This window comes from Streptomyces shenzhenensis, from assembly GCF_021462265.1.
Taxonomy (GTDB): Bacteria; Actinomycetota; Actinomycetes; order Streptomycetales; family Streptomycetaceae; genus Streptomyces; species Streptomyces shenzhenensis.
The window spans coordinates 1-4,086 of sequence record NZ_JAJONF010000116.1 but is presented as its reverse complement, the minus strand read 5'-3'; the positions used below and the strand labels follow the sequence as shown (position 1 = coordinate 4,086).

General features: G+C 68.5%; 3 protein-coding genes and 3 pseudogenes. 2 read left to right on the top strand and 4 right to left on the bottom strand.

What is annotated here, in order from left to right; translation table 11 throughout:
• On the top strand, positions 1–184 hold a 184-nt coding region (locus LQ326_RS46840), incomplete at its 5' end, for a WhiB family transcriptional regulator (protein WP_268208453.1).
• 44 nt (positions 185–228) lie between these two features.
• Here LQ326_RS46840 and LQ326_RS46835 read toward each other — a convergent pair.
• Positions 229–633: pseudogene (locus LQ326_RS46835) on the bottom strand (transposase family protein); the annotation flags it as partial.
• A gap of 46 nt (positions 634–679) precedes the next feature.
• Between LQ326_RS46835 and LQ326_RS46830 the strand changes: the two are divergent.
• Positions 680–961: pseudogene (locus LQ326_RS46830) on the top strand (thiamine pyrophosphate-dependent enzyme); the annotation flags it as partial.
• An 88-nt stretch (positions 962–1,049) separates the two neighbouring features.
• Here LQ326_RS46830 and LQ326_RS46825 read toward each other — a convergent pair.
• The 3 genes and pseudogenes from LQ326_RS46825 to LQ326_RS46820 all read right to left on the bottom strand — a co-directional run bounded on the left by LQ326_RS46825 (position 1,050) and on the right by LQ326_RS46820 (position 3,560).
• Positions 1,050–1,787, bottom strand: coding sequence for a YoaK family protein (locus tag LQ326_RS46825; protein WP_234545316.1), 738 nt, complete (start codon positions 1,785–1,787; stop codon positions 1,050–1,052).
• A 54-nt stretch (positions 1,788–1,841) separates the two neighbouring features.
• Positions 1,842–2,132 (bottom strand): annotated as a pseudogene (locus tag LQ326_RS49055) (low temperature requirement protein A); the annotation flags it as partial.
• Positions 2,133–2,192: 60 nt separating this feature from the next.
• Positions 2,193–3,560, bottom strand: coding sequence for a dihydrolipoyl dehydrogenase family protein (locus tag LQ326_RS46820; protein ID WP_234545315.1), 1,368 nt, complete (start codon positions 3,558–3,560; stop codon positions 2,193–2,195).
• Positions 3,561–4,086 lie beyond the last annotated feature (526 nt).

Sequence of the window (4,086 nt, the reverse complement as noted above, 5' to 3'; positions counted from 1 at the left end):
CCTTGCACGTCGACGGCGGGAAGAGGCGGCACGTGCGATCTGCCGAACCTGCCCGGTCAGCTCCCCTTGTGCTCTCTTCGCCAAGGCCTCTCGCGAGCCTTACGGAGTCTGGGGCGGCTACACGGAAGCGGAACGCCGCGAGGACATTGTCAGGCACCGCGCGGCAGGAAATCCCGCACGATGATGAGCCCAGGGGTATGGCGGATCTCGCCCGATCGGTGAGGTCTTTCAGCGCTGCCGCTCCAGCGTGAGGACTGCTGCAGCGATTGACATCATTCGATGCGGGCTGCACCGTGCTCGTCTGATGATGTGCCAGGACTTCAGACGGGCGACTCCACTCTCGGCTGGGGCCCGCGCCCTCGACAGCGCCAGGTTGACGGTCTGTTAGGTGAGTGACAGCTCACCTCCCGCGGGCCGTCTGGCCGGTGTGGTCACCCACACGCCAGCACCGATGTAAGCGCGGTCGGCCAGGCTCGGTATCCCTTGGCGCTCGCAGATCCTAATGATCCGGTGGGCACGGGCCGCGGTCAGGTCATGACAGCGCCCCGGCAAGGCAGGTGACAACCACAGCACCTCGCCATGTGGATCGGTGACCACCTGCACGTTCGCCCCGTGCCGACGGTGCTTGGCCGCGGAGATAAGGGCCGACTGCCTGCCTCCGCATGCCACGAGTTAGCCGCACACCGACTACGCGGCCATCACCACGGCCGCCGGTGCGCGCGGCATCTGGGTGGAAAAGCCTGCCCAGGTGCGTGACGCGCTGCGCGCGGCCTTCGCGCATGAGGGGCCCGCGCTGGTCGACGTGGTCACTAATCCCGCCGCGCTCGCCATGCCACCAAAGATCGCCGCCGAGCAGATCAGTGGCTTCGTGCTCTCGGCGAGCCGGACGGTCCTGACTGGAGGGAGTGGCCGCAATGTCCACCTGGCTCGGGCTGACCTGGGCAACTTTCCACGTCCCTGAGCGGGGACACGGGTACGCCTGAGCTCCCTGGTCCGGGGGGCTCAGGCGTATCCCGGTGCGCATCCTGTGGGGCAGGCGATGCCTGCTCTCAGGACAGTGGCCGCGTCCAGGCGGGGTCGCCGGCCGAGAGGCGGTGGGTGGCCGCGGAGGTGAGGGCGAGGAGCATCAGAGCCAGGCTCAGCGTGAGCACGAGGTGGCCGTGCAGAACCAGCTGGGCTCCGACGAAGGCGCCGAGGAGCACCGCCAGCACGGACAGGATGCGTCGGCCGGGCCGCGGCGCCGCACCGCCGGCCAGGATGGAATCCGCGGCCAGCCCGGTCAGGGTCAGGGTCAGTACGGTCGTGGTGAGGTCCGGGACGCCGAGGCGTCGGGCGACCGCGTTCTGAAGGCCCATACTGAGGCCGAGGAACACGATCAGGGCGTATTGGACCCCGGTGGTGATCCGGCCGCCGGTGACCGCAACGGCAGCCACGGTAACGGCGACCAGCACCGTCTGCACTGCGGTGGCCGTCTTCAGCAGGTTTCCGCGGTGCGTCGCGAAGCGGGTGCCGAGCCTCCCCCCGGCGAGTGCGCCGAAGAGGAACGCCGCCAGCGCGACGGCGGAAGCGAGCGCGGACAGATTCGCGGTGCCCACCAACGCGAACCCCAAGAACACCACGTTGCCGGTCATGTTGGCTACGAAGACGTGCCCGAGCGCCAGATAACTCACTGCGTCGACCAGACCGGTGACCACCGTCAGTGTCAGCATCAGGGGAGGCAGCGGGCCATGACGGTCCTCTCCGGGCGGTGCCAGCGTGCGTACCGCATCATTCAGCAGCCTGCGCATACGGCTTCCTTTCCGTTGTGACGGGCGGGAGGTGCGATGAGGGAGTTCGTAGCGCTCGGCGATGTGGTGCGGATGCCAAGGCGTCATCCCCGCGGACTGCGCCCACACGGGAACGGCCACCCCGGCCACAATCAGCACAACGACTCCAGGCAGCCGCACCGGCACAGGGACGAAGAACAACCCCAGCCAGCCGAGCTGACACACCGCCACCTCGATGGCGAAGCGCGACGTGGTTCTGGGCCGGGCGGGATCGGACAGCGCAGCGCACAGCCACGACGCGGCCGAAGCACAGGTCGAAGAAGAGCTCCAGCGAGGTGGCGGACCAGTGCGGCTCGCCGGGGTCACGGCCCACCAAGGTGCGCCACCGCTTGGCGTTCGGGTCCGCTCGCATGATCGGGGGGCCGTTCAGCGGAGGACTCCCAGGGCAGCCTCGATGGTCCGGTGGATAGTGGGATACGTGTAGATCATGCGCCGAAGCCGGTCGACGGGTACCTCGGCATGGACGGCCACGTTCAGCCCGTACAGCACCTCTCCGCCCACCGGCCCCGCAGAGGTCGCCCCGATCAGCACGCCTCGGTCGGCGTCCTCGACGAGCTTGATGAACCCCTCGTTGCCCGGCCCGTGGGTCCAGCCGCGGGTGGAGGAAGCCCCAGTCACCACGCTCGTACGCACCCGCAGCCCTAGGTCACGTGCCTGGCGCTCCGTGAGCCCCACGGCCCCGATCTCCGGGGCGGTGAACGTGACGCGGGGCAGCACCCGGTAGTCGGCGTCGGGTCCGGGCTGCCCAAGGATGTCCCGGACTGCGATCTCCGCCTGATACATGGACACATGGGTGAAGGAGCCCCGGGCGGTGATGTCGCCGACCGCCCACAGTGCCTCCCCGGCCCGCATCTGCCCGTCCGTGGGAACGGCTCCCGCCGTCGGATCAAGCCTCACCGTGTCGACGGCCAGCGGGGTCAGGTCAGCTTGGCTTCCGGTGGCTACCAGGAGCCGTTCGGCACTCAGCAGCTGCTTACTGTCCTCAAGGCGGACGGTGAACTCGGTGCCGGCATGGCTGACCAGCCGCGCCCGGGTGTCCGTGAGAACGGTGACACCGTCAGCGCGCAGCATCTGCGCGGCCAGCTGTCCTGCTTCGGGCTCCTCCTTGGACAGCAGCCGGTCCTGCCTCTCGATCAACGTGACCGAGCACTTGAAGCGGGCGAAGACCTGGGCGAGTTCAACGCCGATGGCGCCCCCGCCGAGCACCACCATGGACGCTGGTAGTTCCTTGGCGGCTATGGCGTCCCGGTAGGTCCAGTAGGGCGTTCCCTCCAGACCTGGAACCGGTGGTATCCAGGGCCGGGTACCAGTGGCCAGCACAACACCACGCCGGGCCTCGAACGTACGGTCACCGACCGCCACACGGCGCGGCCCGGCGAGACGCCCCACCCCTCGTACAAGTCGACCGCCCTTCGCCGTGAAGCGGTCCGCGGCCACCTGGTCGTTCCAGTCATCGGTGGCCTCGTTCCGGATCCGTCCGGCGACCCTGATCCAGTCAGGAATCACGACCGCTTCGCCGGCGAAGCAAGGTATCCGGGCCGCCTCGGCGAGCGGGTACCCGGCCCGGATCGACACCTTGCTGGGCACACATGCCCAGTACGGGCACTCGCCACCGACGAGTTCTGCCTCGACGCCCACCACGTCCAGTCCCGCTTCGGCCAGCGTGCCGGCGACATACTCGCCGCCCGGCCCCAGCCCGACGACCACCACATCCGCCTGCTCGTTGGCGCTCATGCCTCTCCTCGTTCCGCCGACTCTCCGGCATGGACTGACCTGCTGACGCTAGAGCGGCCCGACAACGAGCCTGAGTCCGCCGACGCACGGGGGCTTGTTCGAGAGCGAACAGCGAAAGACAGGGACCGGCACAGTGGGGATGCCGAGCGCCGCACCCGTGCCGGTGTGCCCAACCATGTGGACGCGACCAAGGCTTGCCGAGCAGAGGGACGACGGCTACATCGACCGGTTGGTCTCCCAGGTGATCCGGGCCGACGAACGGCAGGCGTAGTTCCCGGCCAAGCATCTGGTCGACACACGGACGGTCTGCACCGCGGATGTCCGCCAGCGATCGGCACGAGTACCTGCTCTTTCCATCAGGCCCGTGACTTGCAACGTCGAGTGCAACCGCCCTGTCCAGCAGGCTCATGACCCACATCGTGGGAGGTGCCGTACGCAGTGCGTCGCCGCAACATCGCCAGTGCACTGACGGACAAGCGCCACCGGTGCACCGGTTCTAGGTTTGCGGCTCCGAAGAAACCGAATG

Bases quoted from the DNA above. Each gene is read 5' to 3' on its own strand.
- LQ326_RS46825 (WP_234545316.1), bottom strand. From the start codon at position 1,787: ATGCGCAGGCTGCTGAATGATGCGGTACGCACGCTGGCACCGCCCGGA.
- LQ326_RS46820 (WP_234545315.1), bottom strand. From the start codon at position 3,560: ATGAGCGCCAACGAGCAGGCGGATGTGGTGGTCGTCGGGCTGGGGCCG.